Annotated in this window: 11 protein-coding genes; 5 read left to right on the top strand and 6 right to left on the bottom strand. The window is 42.3% G+C overall.

The annotated features are described in order from the left end of the window. Positions 1-78: 78 nt before the first annotated feature. The 3 genes from V6252_RS01565 to rsmG form a co-directional block, all read right to left on the bottom strand. Positions 79-1,248 carry a ParB/RepB/Spo0J family partition protein gene (locus V6252_RS01565; RefSeq protein ID WP_341609003.1) on the bottom strand — a complete coding sequence of 390 codons (1,170 nt, stop codon included), beginning with the start codon at positions 1,246-1,248 and terminating at the stop codon, positions 79-81. Between the two features lie 157 nt (positions 1,249-1,405). Beyond that, a complete protein-coding gene (locus V6252_RS01560; protein WP_057759431.1) occupies positions 1,406-2,185 on the bottom strand; it encodes a ParA family protein in 780 nt (259 codons plus the stop codon). 240 nt (positions 2,186-2,425) lie between these two features. Continuing rightward, on the bottom strand, positions 2,426-3,142 hold the full coding sequence (gene rsmG / locus V6252_RS01555; RefSeq protein ID WP_341609002.1) for a 16S rRNA (guanine(527)-N(7))-methyltransferase RsmG: 717 nt from the start codon (positions 3,140-3,142) through the stop codon (positions 2,426-2,428). Positions 3,143-3,499: 357 nt separating this feature from the next. Here rsmG and V6252_RS01550 point away from each other — a divergent pair, with 357 nt between their 5' ends. The 3 genes from V6252_RS01550 to V6252_RS01540 all read left to right on the top strand — a co-directional run bounded on the left by V6252_RS01550 (position 3,500) and on the right by V6252_RS01540 (position 8,455). Next, positions 3,500-6,340: an ATP-binding protein gene (locus V6252_RS01550; RefSeq protein ID WP_341609001.1), complete on the top strand. Its 2,841-nt coding sequence runs from the start codon at positions 3,500-3,502 to the stop codon at positions 6,338-6,340. 227 nt (positions 6,341-6,567) lie between these two features. Then, complete coding sequence (locus V6252_RS01545) at positions 6,568-7,710, top strand: WYL domain-containing protein (RefSeq protein ID WP_341609000.1); 1,143 nt, start codon at positions 6,568-6,570, stop codon at positions 7,708-7,710. Between the two features lie 97 nt (positions 7,711-7,807). Beyond that, entirely contained in the window at positions 7,808-8,455 is a 648-nt protein-coding gene (locus V6252_RS01540; protein WP_341608999.1) for a TerD family protein, read from the top strand. Positions 8,456-8,582: 127 nt separating this feature from the next. Here V6252_RS01540 and V6252_RS01535 read toward each other — a convergent pair whose 3' ends face one another. After that, positions 8,583-9,566, bottom strand: a complete 984-nt coding sequence (locus tag V6252_RS01535; RefSeq protein WP_057759421.1) for an ion transporter — start codon at positions 9,564-9,566, stop codon at positions 8,583-8,585. 713 nt (positions 9,567-10,279) lie between these two features. On the opposite strand from V6252_RS01535, the gene V6252_RS01530 reads away from it, so the two are divergent. Continuing rightward, positions 10,280-10,921 (top strand): OmpW/AlkL family protein, encoded by a 642-nt coding sequence (locus V6252_RS01530; protein WP_341608998.1) that lies wholly within the window; start codon positions 10,280-10,282, stop codon positions 10,919-10,921. 195 nt (positions 10,922-11,116) lie between these two features. On the opposite strand, the gene V6252_RS01525 is transcribed toward V6252_RS01530, so the two are convergent. Next, on the bottom strand, positions 11,117-12,841 hold the full coding sequence (locus V6252_RS01525; protein WP_341608997.1) for a 2-oxo acid dehydrogenase subunit E2: 1,725 nt from the start codon (positions 12,839-12,841) through the stop codon (positions 11,117-11,119). A 28-nt stretch (positions 12,842-12,869) separates the two neighbouring features. Continuing rightward, positions 12,870-15,680 (bottom strand): pyruvate dehydrogenase (acetyl-transferring), homodimeric type, encoded by a 2,811-nt coding sequence (gene aceE / locus V6252_RS01520; RefSeq protein ID WP_341608996.1) that lies wholly within the window; start codon positions 15,678-15,680, stop codon positions 12,870-12,872. 564 nt (positions 15,681-16,244) lie between these two features. Between aceE and V6252_RS01515 the strand changes: the two genes are divergently transcribed. Further along, positions 16,245-18,242: a hypothetical protein gene (locus V6252_RS01515; RefSeq protein WP_341608995.1), complete on the top strand. Its 1,998-nt coding sequence runs from the start codon at positions 16,245-16,247 to the stop codon at positions 18,240-18,242. The last annotated feature ends 237 nt before the right edge of the window (positions 18,243-18,479 follow it).

The following is an 18,479-nucleotide window of genomic DNA, read 5'->3' as shown; positions in this document are numbered from 1 at the left end:
TCTTCCATATTTTTGCAAAAATAATTATTACAGAGGCGATTTAGCGTTTGGATAGATACAGCTAACTCGCAAACGTTCTTAAGCCTGAGCTTCTATATGTTTAATCAACGCAGCTAATTGATCTTGATTGTGGAAAAATATCTCAACACTACCTTGACCATCTTTTTTATGCTTTAGTTTGACTTCAGCACCAAGCATGTCTGTCAATCTTTGGGTCAAACGCTCTACATCACGAGATTGTGCCTGTTCAGCACGGTTGATCTTGGGCGCTGGCTGCAAGATTGATTTGACCAATTTTTCAGCCTCTCGCACGGTCATACCGCCATCAATAATCTTTTGCGCGATGATAGGTTGTTGTTCAGAGGACAACGCCAAAAGTGTACGAGCATGACCCATATCTAGCGCACTATTGGCCAAATGGTCTTTTACTGTATCATGGAGCTGATTTAAACGAAGTAAATTCGATACTGTCGTACGCGCCTTGCCAACGACTTCAGCGATCATGGCATGACTCATACCAAACTCTGTATGAAAGCGCTGCAACGCCGCTGCCTGCTCAATCACTGACAAGTCTTCGCGCTGGATGTTTTCAATCAATGCTAGGGCAATCGCTAACTCGTCAGACAAAGCGCGCTCAATCGCGGGGATGACCGCTTTTCCTGCCATTTTTGCTGCGCGCCAGCGGCGTTCACCAGCGATAATTTCGTGAGTAACAAATGCTTCACTCTTATCCTCATTTGCCAATAGCGGGCGGATAACGATAGGCTGCATCACGCCATGCTGCTCGATAGAAGACGCCAACTCTGCAAGTGCTGTCTCACTCATATCACGACGAGGCTGGTACTTACCGGCTTGCAAACGTGTGACATCGATTTGTACAAGGCTAATCTGGTCTTCGGTTGCGCTCGTATCTGCACTATTGCCACGCGATTTGTTGAGCGACGCCTTACTAGTAGCACGAGGTGAACGTGGCGCGCGAGTACTACTCTCACTAGCAGCATCGTTATCAGTAGTCTTCGCAGTCGATTTCTTACTGGCTTTGGTCGGAGGGATATCAGGCGCTATTTCTGTGGACACAGTATTTACAGGCGCATTAGTATCTACAGGCACATTGGTATCTGGCGTAGCATTTTCACGCGCCACCATGTCGTCTTGCAAGGCAGAGGCGGTAATTTGCTTTTCTTTTTTGATTGACCCTAATAAGGCATCTAAGCCCCGATTAGCAGCCAACCCTCTTTTCTTCGCCATGATTACCTATCCTCTAACGCTAAAATAAAAGCCAATTGATTAATGATGCGGCTTACTAAATACAATGTTAAGTGTTCTATACTTATGCTATTCATTCACTGTGCTGATCAGTAACACTTTTTATCTAAAAACCCTTTGTAAGAACTTTAGATAAAAACTAGTTGCTTTGTTTCATCACTTCAGCAGCCAGCTTTTGATACGCGCGCGCGCCTTTTGACCATCTCTCATACGCAATAACTGGTAAGCCGTGCGCAGGAGCTTCTGCCAAGCGAATATTCCTTGGAATATGGGTCTTGTACATGATATCGCCAAAATGCGCTTCTAGCTCAGTAGAGACATCACGGGCAAGCGTGTTACGCGCATCAAATAGCGTTCTGACCACACCGCGAATATATAGCTTAGGGTTCAACTCTGTAAGACGTTCAATCGTTTGTGATAAGTCAGCCAACCCTTCTAGTGCATAGTACTCACACTGCATGGGAATAATCACACTATCCGTAGCAACCAACGCATTAATCGTCAGTAGATTCAAACTAGGCGCACAATCGATAATCACATAATCGTATGGCTGTTTTTGTGTGGATACCTGATCGTTAACCAATTCAGCCATGGCAGTTTTGAACAGTTCATGACTGTCCGTCTTGCTCATTAGCGTAATGTCCATGCCAGCCAAATCGCGATTGGCACCGATGACATCGAATCCAGCAGGACTAGTAACGATTGCTTCAGACAGTGCGACACCATCTAGCAAAACGTCCGCTATGGTAAGATCTAACTCGTTTTTGTCAACACCTGTACCACTGGTCGCATTACCTTGTGGGTCTAAGTCAATCAGCAGTACATGCTTGCGTTTAGCGGCCAAGCTGGCGGTCAAATTTACTGCCGTTGTGGTTTTACCCACACCGCCTTTTTGATTCGCAATTGCTATGATTTCCATACACTCACTCAATTTTATTAGGGTCTATTACTTTTGACTCGGTTGGTACAATTATTTTTTTATTCAATCTTGTACAGCGACACTTGCTCAATATTTAAAAATAAGCAATTTATGGTCTAAAATGCTCAGTTTGCGGTCGAGCATTTTAAATGCTTTTAAATACTATGTCATTTAGATACAGACGTAAACTGTGTTTCACAAAAAACAGGGCCTGTTTCATGACTGCGAAGTATTTATGCTTTAACTGTCTTTAGCAGACATTTCAATTAAATGACGACTGTCATGCAAACGTGGCACCGTCAGTTTAATGGTTTTGATATGCCAATCATTATCGAGTGCTTGTAGCTCTTCCTCACTCGGGACTTTGCCTTTCATAGCACATAAGAAGCCACCATCTGCTAATCTTGGCTGCGCTACCTCTACAAAATCTATCAAACTGGCAAACGCTCGTGATGTCACCACCGCATAACTTGCTTCATGCGCTTCAATACGCGATGCAATCGGCTGCATATTACTCAAGCCAAGCTCGCTGCTGATTTGCTTAATAAAGCGGATTTTCTTCTGATTGCTATCAAGCGCAGTACACTGGCGCTCAGGCTGACAAATGGCAATAATAACTGCTGGCAACCCTGCTCCCGTGCCGATATCTAGCAACGATCCGGCGGGTAAATGCGTTATAATAGACAGACAATCTATCACATGCTTGATCAGCGCTTCTTCTGGATCAGTGATCGCGGTCAGATTATACGCTTTATTCCATAGTAAAAGCTGGTCTAAGTACAATAATAACGTGCGCTGCTGCGTTTCACTTAACGGCAGACCCAGCTCATTTATCGCTTGCGCCAAGATATGAGCCAGCTTTGGCAATTGCGAACCAAGCTTTACGAAACCAGCCGGATCAATATTAGTATTACCCATACTAGCAGACGATGAAGAGTTTTTAGCGGAAGCTGACATACAACGAGTTATCCAGTTTTGACTTGTGAACCGTTTATTTTATCATGCAGTCTGCCCATTGAATAGTTGCAGATTGCGCCAATGTGGGACATCTTATACTATCTACGCTTATCATGAGGCGTTATTCTGCTTTGATTGCCTTCAATTCGTTGATTAATTCATTCGTTTTTTGCCAGTTTTACTCAAGCATTTGTCTAAATATGATACAAAACTGCGCTTAATGACTTCGCTAATAGGTGACTATATCTTGTAAGATGTCATGATTGACTATAAAAAACTCAGAATACGCCTGAACAGATAAAACCAATCACTTCTCATATTCCTTTAATACTTTTTAAGATGATTTTTCAAACGCCTATGACAGAACAACCCTACACCCCTATATCGCCAGTATCAAAAGACGCTAACAATATAGTAGTACCTACTACCAATACAAAAAATACTAAGCAAACAGCACCTGATACCCCAAACCCTATCTTCACAGAAGTTCAGCAAAATTGTCGCATTTCCGCTGAGCAATTAAAACGCTATAGCGACCCTGATGAATTGCCTACAGACACACGTACTGCGCCTGACCTAGATGTTGGCTTCGGTCAACAACGCGCGCTCAAAGCATTACATACAGCGCTGGATATTAAAGCCAGTGGCTACCATGTGTTTGCCGCTGGTGAAAACGGTTTGGGCAAACGTACTGTCATTAGTCGTCTGTTAACGCGTATCGCTGCTGACGCGCCGACGCCAGGTGATTGGGTATACGTGCATAATTTCACTGATCCACGCACACCATTAGCGCTGCGTCTACCAGCTGGTCAAGCCTCGCTATTACAGCAGCAAGTTAATAACTTATGGCAGCAAGCAAAAAAGCGTTTAAGCCAACGCTTTCGTAGTGATCAATACCAAAGCAAAATCGAAGCCATCAAAAACAGTACTCATCAAAAAGAAAGTCATGCCTATGACGCGCTTAATGCTGAAGGCAAGCAATATGACCTAGCATTAACGTTTCGCTCGTTCGATAATAAAGCAGTATTTGTTCATCCTAGTCAGCTGCCTACAGAAAGCAATAGCGGTGATGATAAGCAAATAAAAATACCTAGCAATCATAAAGATTCAGAAAAGCTCGATGATAGCGAAAAAGTTAACATTTTGAGCGATGAAAACACTGAAAGTAAAGAAAATAAAGATTCTACATATGGCAATAATGAGTATGAAGCTGAGCTGAATAACTTTGTACAAAAAAACCATATGCAAAAGCGTCTGAGTCAATTGACTATCGCTTTAGAGCAACTAGAAGACGAAGCCAACGATGAGATAGAGGCATTACATCGTAGTATTGCCCAACGTGCTTTACAGCCATTATTTACCCCTATCTACGAGCAGTTTGCGACTCATCCACTTGTCGTAGAATATCTCAAAGCTGTATTTGATGACATGGTCACTCACGTAGAGCTTATCGTCAATGGCGATGATGAGGAGTTTGTGACAGCAGTGTTGGCTACGACGCCTAGTCGTTATGCGGTCAATGTTATTGTCAGTCATACACCTGACAGTGGCGCGCCAGTGGTATTTGAGGATTTGCCAACCCATCTCAATTTATTAGGGCATGTCGAGCAAATCACCCAATTAGGCACAGTAACCACTGACGTGAGTATGATTCGTGCAGGTGCTCTACATCGCGCTAATGGCGGCTATTTACTGTTAGAAGCCAGCCACGTACTTGAACATCCTTATGCATGGCAAGGCTTAAAGCGCGCATTACAATCACGAAAAATAAAACTGTCTAGTCTAGAGCAAATGCTGACGCTAACCGGTAGCTTATCTCTCTCACCAGCGCCTATTGATTTAGATATCAAGGTTATCTTGTTAGGTGAAGCAGATTTATATTACGAGCTACTAGAGCTTGAGCCTGAATTTGATGCAGTATTCAAAGTCCGCGCTGACTTTCATGACGATGTGCCTCGTACCATTGAGCATGAATTGGCACTGGTCGCAAAAATGGCCGATATCATCGACCATGCCGACCTTTATCCGTTTGATAATAGCGCGCAGGCCACACTACTTGAACATCTAAGCTTGCAAGCTGAAGAACAAGATCGCTTAAGCCTACACAGTGACTTATTGATTAAACTACTGCATGAATCAAACCGTCATGCTCGCTTAAATAATGAGACTATGGTAACGGCAGATCATGTCACTCAAGCAATCGATGACATGGATGAGCGTTCAGGATATTTGCGCGATCTGTACTGGGATGAGCTTAAAAATGGCCAGCAGTTGATCCAAACGCAAGGCGATGCTATCGGACAAGTTAATGCGCTTACTGTGGTCAGTTATGCCGATAGTGAGTTTGGCATGCCAGCACGGCTTACTGCGGTCATTCAGCCCAATATTGGCACAGGTGAAATTCTTGATATTGAGCGTGATGTAGACTTGGGCGGTAGTTTACACGCCAAAGGCATGCTGATTATGACCAGTTATTTGCGAGCGCTATTTAGTCAACATCATGCGCTAAACTTTAGTGCCTCACTGGCGTTTGAGCAGAGCTACGCGCAAATCGATGGCGATAGTGCCACTGTGAGCGAAGGCTGTGCATTGCTATCCGCATTAGCAAACGTGCCTATCAATCAGTCTCTCGCGATTACTGGATCTATGAACCAGCTAGGCGAAGTACAAGCAGTTGGTGGCATCAATGCCAAAATCGCAGGTTTTTTCGACGCCTGCCGCGAGCAAGAGCTAACAGGCGCTCAAGGCGTCGTCATTCCAATGGCTAATGTCAAACAACTGATGTTACGTGATGATATTATCGATGCAGTAAATAGAGGCAAATTTCATATCTATGGCGTTTATACGCTAAGTGAAGCCCTGACGCTGATGACTGGTTTGCCCATCGATACCATGAATAAAAAAGGCCGTTATCGTAAAGATACTTTATTTGGCAAAGTATTAAGCCGTCTGATGCTGTGGGATGAAAACCAAGACAGCACGGACGACATCGATGATGAAAAGTCCAAAAAGAAAGCGAAGAAAAAGCGTAAAGAAAAACGTCAAAAGAAAGAAGATAAGAGAATAAAAGAAAAGCGAAAAGCCGAGAGAAGTAATGAGAAAGGTAGCGAGACAAGTAGCAAGCAAAGCGATACTGAGTCTCTTGTTGACGCCTTAAACGATACTGAGACAACAGCTATCGATGAGGATGATAATTAAAATTTGAACAGTACTGCCGATACGTACGCACATTGCTGTTCGACTAGATTCATTGTTATGTCTATGGCTAGATCGAGCAGCTATCATCGAATAGCAACCATCAAATAAACATACGCATGCATGAACGTCGCTAGACGCTACGCTGCTTTTCTGCGATGATTAACGGTTCCTGATCGAGCAATATCGTGCCAGAAACCGACTTGTAACTTCATAAAGGGTATCTCTTAATGACTGTACATCCTACTGATGCTGATAACATCCAAGCTCAGTCCAATCCTAGCGAGCAGGCAGGTGCGCTTGCAGCTGTAGACACTGGTAACTCGAAAGAGGCCAATGCCACCAATATTAGTGACAATCGACATGGTGCGGCAACGACTGCTCGGCAATGGCAAGTACTATCACAGCTGCAGCGCAATCGCTGGGTAGGCACCACGCATATTTATGAGCAGCTGATGATGGCAGGCTTTGATATCAGCCTACGTACTGTCCAACGCGATTTGAATGCCCTTGCCAAACGCTTCCCTATCGAAAAAAACAATGCCAATCCTCAAGGTTGGCGCTGGAAAGAAGACGCCCCATTACAAAGTTTGCCGCATATGAACTTATCACAAGCGGTTGCTTTTAATATGGTTGAGGCCAATCTGACCCAGTTACTGCCGCCTGTTATTTTAGATGAATTATTTCCTTGGTTTGACTTAGCACGGCGACAGCTCAAGAACAGCAAAGTGACCCACTCTTGGATAGACAGAGTCCGTATCGAGCCTGCCACACAGCCACTTATCGCACCGGATATAGATTTGGATAGTAAAGACAATATTTACCACGCGCTATTTTATCAGCTGCAAATTCATGCTTGTTATACTCGTAGCAACAAATTACAAGCTAGCGAATACATCCTAAATCCAATCGCAATTATCCAGCGCGGCGTGATTATCTATCTGCTGGCAACTCGTACTGACGATCCAGAAGTCACCATTCGCACCTTTGCCTTACATCGTTTTGATAGTGTTGAAATTCTCGAAACCGCTGCAAAAACACCAGAGAACTTTCAACTCGATACGTATTTGGATGAAGGCAGCATGGGCTTTAGTCACCCACTGTTTGGCGAATTGGACGAGCGTGGCAAGAATACTGCTGTTGAGCTTAGGTTTACTAGGCAAGCTGGTAAGAGTCTGACTGAAAGTAAGCTTAATGATGATCAAACCGTGACGCTAAATGAGGATAACACCCTTACTGTAAAAGCCACTGTTAACTTGACTTCACAGCTGGTCTGGTGGCTACGCGGATTTGGTAGTGGGTTATTAGATGCTAAGCCTGAGCTGCTCTATCAAGCAGTATTAGATAAGTCTTCGACAGCAATCAGTGAATGATATCACTGACCTGAGATAGGCTTACCTCAGCACGCCTTATGTAAGCAAGCACCAAATCTAGATAACGGTTAAAAACTAAGAATAAAAAAGGAAAGTTATGTCGACCACTACCCCATCACCACTGTTGTCAGATAGTTTACGAGGACTGGGACTAGACGCAGGGACTTTATTCTTTGCGCTCAATTATGAATTTACCAAAATTGAGCCAAAAGGCATGTTTAAGCGCTTCAAAAAAAATCAAAGCGCGATGGATATTGATTTAGCTTGCGTGTTGTACGATGATAATTGTGTCATCAGTGACATCGTTTGGTTTAAGCAATTACGTGATAAAGCTGAGTCGGTCAAACATCAAGGAGACAGCTTAAATGGTAAGGATCGCGGTGAACAAGCCATGTATCTTGCCCCACTTGATCAAGAGCAAATCAGATTGGAGCTTGAGAAAATACCCGCTCATATTAATCATATTGGCTTAATTGCTAACTCATACCATGGTCATTCGTTTTCTAGGGTGAAAAAAGGCGAGATTCATCTGAGTGATGATGAAGGAAACCGTTGTTTTGAAGTCAACCTTAAGCAGCTTCCACGCGACTGCACCACGCTATGGGTAGCGCATTTACGCCGATCTGTTGATGACTGGCATTTAACATTGCAAAACTTACCACTCACTGCAGAAGGTCTAGCAGATGCGGCACAAGAAGTGGCTCATGAGTTAGCACGTGCACTGCCCATTCCTCAGGGTATATAAGAGCAACTGGTCATCGAATATAAAAGAGGTCTTGTGCTATGTAAACACAAGACCTCTTTTTATGGTCAAAATATTAACTACGATTAACTGCTAAAAACCTATCTCTCATAAATCATCTTACACTTGCCTATAAAACTTCACCGCAATGCGGACAGAAGTTTTTTTGGCGCGTTTCAACTTCTTTTTCACGCCGTTCAAGCTCTTGCTCTCGAAGTACCTGTAAGACGATATTTTGTGCCTGTTCTTTATCTAAGCCTAGCTCTCGACGAATTTTATCAATCATCATCTGATTCTGTACCAGATCAAAGTCGCTATCAATGAGCTGCTCACGAAAATGCTGTTCAAGCTCTTCACGGCGCTGAGCCAATTCATTCGCCAATCCCGTCGCTAGAATACCAGCTGGCAGTGCTGCGAGACCTACGCCCAATATCGTAATGACCGCACCCAATATTTTGCCAGCATTAGTAATTGGCGTGACATCTCCATAGCCTACGGTTGTCAGTGTCACCACAGCCCACCACATCGCTTTAGGTATAGACTCAAACTCGTCTGGCTGTGCGTGATTCTCTACTAGATAAATACCGCTAGAGGCAGTCACAATCATAATAATAAGAATAAAGATAACAGCCTGAAACGAACCTCGCTCCTTGCTAATCACAACTAGCAAGATACGCATTGAGGCAAAATAACGAGTCAATTTTAGGATTCGAAATAAACGTAAAATACGCAAGAAACGCAAATCAATATTGACAAAGAAATTCAAAAAGGCGGGCACGATGGCTACTAAGTCAATCAATGCGGATGGACTTCTGAGCCAATCCCATCGCTGTTTCCACGTTGTATTATCGGGCTTTGCTTCAGCCACACTCCACAGACGCAGTAAGTACTCAATAGAAAAGACAACGATAGAGAAATTTTCAAATAAGGTGAAGTAATCTTGATAAGGGTAATACCACTGATCGACAGACTCTGCTATTACAGCAGCTACGTTAGTCATAATCAAAAATATAAGAAAATAATCAACGTAACGGCTAAATAACGTGTCATGTTCTTCATTTTGTAAAATATCATAAACAAAATGACGCAAGCGCCGTATAGATTGGAATAACATGCCAGCCCTATGCGGTGAAATACCGATTTGATATTAGTAGAATAAAACAACAGTCAAACAATAAAGACCAAACTTTCATCACAGAACATAGGAGATATTTGCAGCAATCATCCGTGATTTTTATCAACAACGCTTCATTTAGTACTGACCTGCCCCTTATCAGCCATGACTATCGGCTATACAAAATGCAGATAATAAATATAGACTGATACCAGCAGTATAAACACAATTAGTAGGATAGAGAACCTTAAGAACTGTTCGTCAGCACGAAGCTGCTGGCTAATATCCTGTGCAGGTATCAAAAATAAATGACATTCAGGACAACAAGAGTCTACCTGATTCAATATTTTCATAGTACGCGCATTCGTACAGCGTAGAGGGGAGTTACTGCAATAGCCAAGCATAATATATTGCACCTCTTGTTGAATCATAAATAAGAGATACCGACTCACGTCAATGACACTTACTTAAAAAGCAGCTTTTGTTGTGTTTAATTATAGACTGTAGACAATTGAATTACATGTAAATGTAATTTATTGCAGAAATATTGCTACTTTATGCTCAAAACCTTACCAATAATAATGATTTTCGTATTATAATAGACATTAAATGTTACAGATTAAACTTTAATCATGACATTATGTATCAGTAGCTAATGCCATCCCTCATTAGAAAACTGCTGATAATTTTTTATTACGTTAAGGAATGAAATGATGAAACTACAATCCCTAGTTTTAGCAACTGCTACTGCACTTACAATGACAACTGCTTTTGCAGTCCCTGCTGGTACTTGGTCTGTTGCTGCTGGCGCACATTATGTTGATCCTAAAAGTGACAACGGTACAGTATCTACTGGCTTAGGCAACTTTGAAGTTGATGTTGATGGTGATGTACGCCCAACTATCAGTGGTGAGTATTTCATCGCTAACAATGTTGGTGTTGAATTACTAGCTGCTATTCCGTTTCATCATGACATTACCCTAAAAGCTGGTGACACTACTATTGATGCGAAAACACAGCATCTACCACCTACTCTATCTGTACAGTATCACTTCGATGGCTATGATTTGCCTATGAATGTGAAGCCTTTTGTTGGTGTTGGTGTGAACTACACTACTTTCTTTGAAGAAAAGGTTTATATTCCTCTCGCTGGTGACTATGATTTAGAACTTGATGATAGCGTTGGTGTAGCTGGTCATGTTGGTATTGATATTCCTTTTGCTCCAACTGAATCTTTCCGTATTGATGCCCGTTATATGGACATTAAAACAGATGCAAGCCTAAACGGTGATGATATTGGCGAAGTTGATATCAGCCCTTGGGTATATGGCGTAGCATTCGTTAAACAGTTCTAAATTAGTAAAATATAATTCGTAAAAAAAGCCAGCTTGATAGCTGGCTTTTTTGTGCTTATTAATTATGGTTACTACCGTCTGTCTACACTAGCTACTAGGCAATTACTTATAAAAATAGCTAATAACCTGTAAGAACAAATCATCTCCATAAAAAAAGACCACCCGTGGGCAGTCTTTTCTAATTGCTAGTTAGCTTTAGATCAAGATACGACGTGGGTCTGCTAATAGCGTTGCGATATAACGAGTAAATACAGCAGCGTCTGCGCCATTGATCACACGGTGGTCATAAGACAAAGACAGTGGCAGCATCAAACGTGGCTCAAAGCTTTGTTTTTTAGCATCCCAACGTGGCTGCATACTTGCTTCAGAGACACCTAAGATACCAACTTGTGGCCAATTAACTAGTGGCGTAAAGGCGGTACCACCTAAGTTACCTTGGCTCGATATAGTAAAGCTTGCCCCTTGCAAATCTTTGGTGCTGAGCTTCTTATCACGAGCTTTTACTGCAAGCTCGCCGATCTCAATCGCGATTTGCTTCAGGCCTTTATCTTGTACGTTTTTGATAACCGGTACGATAAGACCATCATCTGTTGCCACTGCGATACCCATATTGACACTTTTGCGCAATATAACCTGAGTATTGTCATCGCTCAAATGACTGTTGAATCGTGGATGCTGGGTCAACGCATAAGCAGTTGCTTTAACCACGAATGCCAAGATAGTAAAGCCAACACCTTCTGCTTTCATGCCACCTTTTAACTCACCACGTAGCTTTTCGGTCTCAGTGATATCAGACAGATCGAACTGCGTTACTTGCGGTAGCAAAGTATTGTAGTTGAGCTGTGGTATAGAGACTTTCTGCAAGCGGCTGAGGTCTTGTGTTTCTGTCTCACCCCAGATCTCAGCGTTGCTCATGTCAGGCAGCTTCGGTAGACCTGAACTAACAGGATTACTGCTCACAGGTGCCGCTTTTTGCTTGGTTAGACTGTTTTTAACATGCGCAAACAAGTCTTCTTTTAGAATGCGATCATTTAGAGCTGAACCATTCACTTGTGTGATATCAACACCTAACTGACGGGCTAGTTTGCGAACGGCAGGACCTGCGTACACATCAACCAATTTTTCATTGACCTGAGCTTCAGTTAATTTGCCCTCTGTTTTGCTAGCAGCTGTATCAGTATTGGTCGGTTTGGCCGCTTGTTTTGGCTCACCAGTGGTTTTAGCAGCTTGTTTATCTTCTGTTTTGGCTGGTGCTGTATCTTGTTGCTTAGGGGCTTCAGATTCACTATCACTAGCATTAGCATCATCTGTACCACTTGCCATGATGACGATAAAGTCCTGACCATTAGCAACCATATCACCTGCTTCGACCAAGATTTTCTCAATCTTACCGGCAACTGGCGCTGGTACTTCAACCGACGCTTTGTCTGATTCGATTAGCAAAATCGACTGTTCAGCGCTAACAGTATCACCAACACTAATCATAATTTCAGAAACTTGTGCCTCATCAACACCTAAATCAGGTAATGCATGAGTAGTTGCTTTACCAGCATTAGCGGCTGGCTTGGCAGCAGACTCTGATTGCTTTGACTCAGTTGCAGCTGGCTCAGGTTTTGATTCTGGTTTAGTATCGTCTGAGCTGTTCTCTTTTTGCTCTTCAGCAGCATTATCATCATTGCTTTCTGCGCTATCGTCTGCACTTTCAAGCTCAATTAGCACCATACCTTCGCTAACTTGATCACCGATAGTAACGCTAATCTTAGTCACTTTACCAGCAGCAGAGCTTGGTACTTCAACCGATGCTTTGTCAGATTCTAATAATACGATGTTGTCGTCTTTTGCGATGACATCACCAACTTCTACCATAATCTCGCTGACTTCGGCGCTATCCACACCTAAATCGGGGGTTTTAATGTCCATGATTTATTTCCTCGTCTTATGGTTATTATTATTTGACATCTTTATCATCAAGTACATTTGCATCTGCTTGATCTTCAGCACGACCTTCGTTACTGACTTCATCATCGTCTTCAGCGATAAACTCAGGTACAGGATTTGGATTTACATTACCTGGTGCTGGTGCATCTGGAGATTGGTCATAGTAAGACTGCTGTTGCCATGCAGGTGGATGGTCCACATCGATACCTAAGCTTGAAATCGCGTCTTTTACCAAGCGCATCTCAACTTCGCCTTCGTCCGCTAGGCGCTTAAGCGTTGCCACAACAATATGCGCAGCATCAACGTTAAAGAAACTACGTAGGTTTTCGCGCGTATCGGAACGGCCATAACCATCGGTACCTAGAGTTGTGTAAGGACGGTTGTCTGGTAACCAAGCACGAATCTGCTCTGAGTAGTTACGCATATAATCTGTCGCTGCAACCACGATACCTTCGTGCGGTGCTAACTGCTCAGTAACCCAAGGCACTTTCTCTTCATCCATTGGATGTAGACGATTGTAGTCATCACAAACCATACCATCGCGAGTCAGCTCGTTAAAGCTGGTTACGCTCCAGACGTTAGACGTAATATTGAACTCGTCTTTTAGTATCTGTGATGCCTTCTGTACTTCGCGTAAGATAACACCAGAACCTAATAGCTGTACTTGTGTTGAACCATTGTCTTCAAGCAAGTACATACCACGTTTGATACCTTCTTCGGCACCTTCTGGCATAGCAGGTTGTTCGTAGTTCTCATTCATCAACGTCAAGTAATAATAGACACGCTCGCCTTCACCATACATACGGCGTAGGCCGTCATGCATGACCACAGCTAGCTCATAACCAAAGCAAGGATCATAGCTGACGCAGTTTGGCACGACATTGAACAGAATCTGTGAATGACCATCTTGATGCTGTAAGCCTTCGCCATTAAGTGTTGTACGACCAGCAGTTGCGCCTAACAAGAAGCCTTGTGCTTGACAATCACCTGCCGCCCAAGCCAAATCACCCACACGTTGGAAGCCGAACATTGAGTAGTAGATGTACATCGGAATCATCGGTAGCGCGTTGACAGAATAACTGGTTGCTAATGCAATCCAAGTACTCATTGCGCCCGCTTCGTTGATACCTTCTTCTAGCATGTGACCATCGATAGCTTCTTTATAGCCCATCAATGCTTCACTATCTTCTGGCGTGTATTTTTGACCAACAGCTGAGTAGATACCCAATTGACGGAACATACCTTCTAGACCAAACGTACGCGCTTCGTCAGGTACGATTGGTACGACGCGATCTTGGATGTCTTTGTTTTTGAGCATTGCAGATAGCAATCGCACAAATACCATTGTCGTAGATTGCTCTTTACCATTGCTGCCTTTTAATACCCGATCAAACATTGATAATTCAGGGATATTCAATGGGATGTGACCACTACGGCGGTTTGGTAGATGACCACCTAACGACTCACGACGACCTTTTAGATACTTCATTTCCGCCGAACCTTCTTCAGGGCGGTAGAACGGTAGAGTCTCTAACTGCTCATCAGTAAATGGCAAATCAAAACGATCACGGAAATACATCAATGCTTCTTGATCAAGCTTCTTCACCTGATGCGATTTGTTGACTGCTTGCGTTTGAGCAGACAAGCCATAACCTTTAACGGTCTTAACCAAAATAACCGTCGGTTGGCCTTTAGTTTTCATAGCTTCGCTAAATGCAGCGTAAACTTTAACTGGATCATGGCCGCCACGGTTCAGGCGTGAGATTTCTTCGTCGGTCAGCGCATCTGCCATTTCTTCTAGCTCTGGATATTTACCAAAGAATTCTTTGCGAGTAAATTCAGGCGTACGAGCTTCATATAGCTGATACTCGCCATCCACCACTTCTTCCATACGTTGTTTAAGGACACCCGTATGATCTTTACCAAGTAATGAATCCCAGTTGCCACCCCAAATAACTTTGATAACTCGCCAGCCTGCGCCGCGGAATACTGACTCTAGCTCTTGAATGATTTTACCGTTACCACGGACTGGACCATCAAGACGCTGCAAGTTACAGTTAACTACCCATATTAGATTGTCCAACTTCTCACGACCAGCAAGAGAAATAGCACCTAAGCTTTCTGGCTCATCCGTTTCACCATCACCCAAGAATGTCCAAATCTTACGACCTTCTTTTTCTAGCAAGCCACGGTTTTCCATATAACGATGTACATGAGCGTGATAGATAGACATGATTGGGCCAAGTCCCATCGATACCGTTGGGAACTGCCAGTAATCAGGCATTAGATATGGATGCGGATAGCTTGATAGGCCTTTGCCGCCTACTTCACGGCGGAAGTTATCAAGCTGATCTTCGGTCAAACGACCTTCTAAATAAGAACGTGCATAGATACCTGGTGCTGAATGACCTTGATAATAGATCATGTCGCCACCGAAGTGATCGCTAGCTGCGCGGAAAAAATGGTTAAAACCCGTTTCATAAAGCGTTGCACTAGAAGCGAATGTCGCTAAGTGGCCGCCCAAGTCGTCATCATTTTTATTGGCACGCATGACCATGGCAAGGGCATTGTAACGAATTAGCGCACGTATCTTACGCTCCATGCCTAGATCGCCTGGGTACATTGGCTCGTCTTCAACAGCGATACTATTGACATAAGCGGTGTCTAGTCTGTTAAACGGCAGTCCTTCTTGAACCGCCATATTGTATAAGGCTTTTAGGAGGAACTGAGCACGGTCCTTGTCTGCGTGTTTAACCACAGACTCAAAGGCTGCCAGCCATTCCTGAGTTTCGGTGCTATCAGCATCCTTATAATAATTCATTCTTGTTAATCCTTTTATATCAGTCATACCTACCTATTGGCAGGGCTTCATTGAAAAATGCATGATGAGAGATTGGTTTACTTATGACATCCTTGCTACGTCCAAGCATTCCATTGTTTTGTGCGATGACATACTGCTCGATTATAAAAATAGTATTACTTGTATCAACGAATGCGTCAAATCAACACATCCGCCAAGCCGTCATAATGCTATAACTATCTATTCAAACGTTAATTACTATGACATTCCATTATAATCTTTTGCGGTTAAGTTGTTTATGGCTGTAGAGAAATGAAGAAATCGCAAGTATTTTTTAAATAAATAATGATTAGTTTTTTTAAAAATGACTATCTATACATATCTCTTCTGTAGTTCACCCATATAGCTATTAGTTCTAATTAAAGGTAATTTTTAGATATAATTAAATGTTTATATACAATTAGTTACATAGTGTCTATTATTAGTAATAATATAACTTTCTTTTTTATCAATGTAAGCTGTGTTAAACAAAGTGATTCGTTGATTGAATTAATTTAAAAGTTGTTAACTATTAGGATTGGTATTATGAGAAAAAATAGTGACTTTCTATTCCTATTCTTTAATTTGTTTAACAACACTCTACGCTATATTAAGATATTGGTAGCAACGGGCTTAGTTTTAAGTTTTGGCAGTTCAGCGTTTGCGGCTGCAACATGTCCTGCTGAACAAAGGCTGTATTACGTAGGTGCTGCGCCACCCACCACAGCATACAAGTCACTACCTTTATCTAGCTGGGTAGAAGGCAGCTTAACCCGGACTTACACTTTTGCAGAAAGTACAGGGAATAAAACATTAACTATTAATTTCCCACTATTTCTAGATAAGTATACAACTTACAGCTCACAGCCTCCCTACTATGGCAGTCTCAATGGCGCTACATTAAATGCCATTACCATGATTCATAACTCTACAGCTACCAAAGAAAACCATATCATGGATGTAACGGTCAACAAACCTGTTACGAAACTTGGTTATGTCATACAAGATGTTGATTCAACCAGAGACGGTGTTGGTAATGTTCCTTATCAAGAAGCTGTCGATGTCTCCTCAACTTCTGGCACCTTGACCTACCAACCTGATTTTCACACTATTAACCTTTCCTTCGATATAGTTACATCCATTTTACGAGCAGCTTGTGTCGGTAATTCGACCACCTATGCTTGTCCTATTGAAGCAACATGGGGCGCCAAAGCCACTAACAGCATTTTTAGAATGACTCATAGTAACCAGCGCAGCGATTATAATGTAGGACATGTTCTTGGTTACTCCGACTTTTACTTTTGTATGGCACCGCCCAAACTTGTAGTGAAAAAAGTGCTAAATGGCTCACGTGTTAACAGCAATGATCAATTTGAAATCTTTGTCACTGGTGGTTCGGTTGCTACAAATAGCTTTACTACTGCTGGTACAGGCTCAACAATCAATAATGGCACTAGTGCTACACTGAGCTTGACAGAAGGCTCAAGCTATACTGTTACCGAAAGAGTGGTGAATGGAACTTTAGGCGATATTGCAAATTACAATGCGACTTATAAATGTTTAAATACCACTACAGGCATTACGACCATTATGCCAACTGCTGCAATGACTTATGATGCAACAGCTAAAGCTCGCTCTTTTACGCTTGCCAACACTGTATATGGTGATGAGATTACGTGTACGGTTACTAATGAGCCAAACTACATATTTTCAGGCATTGTGTTTAATGATAATGGCGGTATCGTAGCCAGTGATAACAAAAAATCAGACATTTCTAGCACCTTTACTGGTAATAGCAATTATTTTAATGGTATTTACGATAGTGCGAGCGAGTTAGGAATATACGATAGCAATTTGAATATACGTTTGACAGACTGTAATGGAAACAATATTACAAGCACTACTTTAAACCCTCAAAACGTTTTGAATACTTCGACTAACAGAGGTCAATACAGTTTCGTAGTACCTGCCAGTGCATTGGTTAACAAAACAAGAGTCTGTCTCATAGAAAGTGAACCAAATGTGTGGGACTACCCAGTAGACGCGACCACAGATAGCCGAGAGGTTACGCTCACAAGTAATGTTTACAACTACAACAATCTAAACTTCGGTGAAGTCGCAGCAAACAACGCTGCCTTAGTATTGATAAAATCACAATACATTCATGAATGCGACGACAATTTAAATTACCAGAATATTAGCAACAACAGTACTGACCCAACCACGGGTTTTAGTGTCAATTCAGTCAATGGCGCAAGTCCAGGAAGTTGTGTTGCCTATGCAATACGTGCCTATAACCGCGGTCATTTGGGTCTTGAACAAGTACAGATCCGTGACCAACTACAAAGTGCTCTTGTTACCTCAGTCTTTAGACGTCCTGCTCCTTTGTTTTTACCTACTTCAGTGAGCAGCCCTACCGTCACATACGGTAGCAACGGTGAAATTCGTTCTAATCAATTTAGCTTATCTGCGGTGCCTCTAGGTAGCACGCAGCCGAGTTCGGCCGTTTTATATTTTAATATAAGATATGGTTCAACACAGTAAATCTAGTTTCTGAAACTAACTAGCTAATAATTTTTCTTTTATTAAATGCTTATTCTACCACTACATTTGAGCAGACACTTTTGTAAAAGAGGGTGTCTGTTTTTGATTTTATTTATTGAATATTTGCACTTCGTCATATGATAACTACCTTTCGTAACATATTGTTAGTCTTTACTTATCTTTATATTTAAGATTATGTATCGAAGTAATCTAACTACAGTTTTTAGTTAGCTTGTT

Source organism: Psychrobacter proteolyticus (genome assembly GCF_038155145.1).
GTDB lineage: Bacteria > Pseudomonadota > Gammaproteobacteria > Pseudomonadales > Moraxellaceae > Psychrobacter > Psychrobacter proteolyticus_B.
Note: the sequence above shows the minus strand (reverse complement) of the source record. Positions and strands in the feature narration are given on the sequence as shown.

Excerpts from the sequence above, each read along its gene's own strand:
- V6252_RS01565 (WP_341609003.1), bottom strand. The coding sequence starts at position 1,248 with ATGGCGAAGAAAAGAGGGTTGGCTGCTAATCGGGGCTTAGATGCCTTA.
- V6252_RS01560 (WP_057759431.1), bottom strand. The coding sequence starts at position 2,185 with ATGGAAATCATAGCAATTGCGAATCAAAAAGGCGGTGTGGGTAAAACC.
- rsmG (WP_341609002.1), bottom strand. The coding sequence starts at position 3,142 with ATGTCAGCTTCCGCTAAAAACTCTTCATCGTCTGCTAGTATGGGTAAT.
- V6252_RS01550 (WP_341609001.1), top strand. The coding sequence starts at position 3,500 with ATGACAGAACAACCCTACACCCCTATATCGCCAGTATCAAAAGACGCT.
- V6252_RS01545 (WP_341609000.1), top strand. The coding sequence starts at position 6,568 with ATGACTGTACATCCTACTGATGCTGATAACATCCAAGCTCAGTCCAAT.
- V6252_RS01540 (WP_341608999.1), top strand. The coding sequence starts at position 7,808 with ATGTCGACCACTACCCCATCACCACTGTTGTCAGATAGTTTACGAGGA.
- V6252_RS01535 (WP_057759421.1), bottom strand. The coding sequence starts at position 9,566 with ATGTTATTCCAATCTATACGGCGCTTGCGTCATTTTGTTTATGATATT.
- V6252_RS01530 (WP_341608998.1), top strand. The coding sequence starts at position 10,280 with ATGAAACTACAATCCCTAGTTTTAGCAACTGCTACTGCACTTACAATG.
- V6252_RS01525 (WP_341608997.1), bottom strand. The coding sequence starts at position 12,841 with ATGGACATTAAAACCCCCGATTTAGGTGTGGATAGCGCCGAAGTCAGC.
- aceE (WP_341608996.1), bottom strand. The coding sequence starts at position 15,680 with ATGAATTATTATAAGGATGCTGATAGCACCGAAACTCAGGAATGGCTG.
- V6252_RS01515 (WP_341608995.1), top strand. The coding sequence starts at position 16,245 with ATGAGAAAAAATAGTGACTTTCTATTCCTATTCTTTAATTTGTTTAAC.